The 424-nt window shown below is 54.5% G+C and carries 1 protein-coding gene; it reads right to left on the bottom strand.

Annotated elements, in window-relative coordinates; genetic code table 11:
- Window positions 1-414: ribosome small subunit-dependent GTPase A (gene rsgA, locus G8O24_RS47215; RefSeq protein ID WP_497717870.1), on the bottom strand; the 414-nt coding region annotated here is incomplete at its 3' end.
- Window positions 415-424 lie beyond the last annotated feature (10 nt).

Genomic DNA, 424 nt, shown 5'->3' with positions numbered 1-424 from the left:
TTCCGGCATCCGGCCTTCCTCAATTTCCGTCCGCATGGCCAGATAGTCATCATAGCGGAAAGCTGCGATTTCACCTAGAGCCAGCTGGTCCTTGACCGCGCACTTCGGTTCATGCAGGTGCTGGCAGCCCCGGAACTTGCAGCCCGTACTCAAGGCCTTAAATTCCTTAAAATACGTACCCAGTTCATTCAGCTTGATCGGCGTCAGATCAATTGCCGAAAAGCCTGGCGTGTCTGCTAAAAAGCCTTCCCCTAATTTGAAAAGGGTAACCGTCCGGGTTGTATGTTTTCCCCGGTTCAAGCTGGTTGAGATCGCGCCCGTCGCCTGGCCCGCGTCTTCCTTGATAAAGTTCAGCAAAGTTGATTTCCCCGCCCCTGACTGGCCAGCCAGAGTCCAGATCTCGCTTTCCCCGATCTGCTTGGGA

Source organism: Bradyrhizobium campsiandrae (genome assembly GCF_014529705.1).
Taxonomy (GTDB): domain Bacteria; phylum Pseudomonadota; class Alphaproteobacteria; order Rhizobiales; family Xanthobacteraceae; genus Bradyrhizobium; species Bradyrhizobium campsiandrae.
Note: the sequence above shows the minus strand (reverse complement) of the source record. Positions and strands in the feature narration are given on the sequence as shown.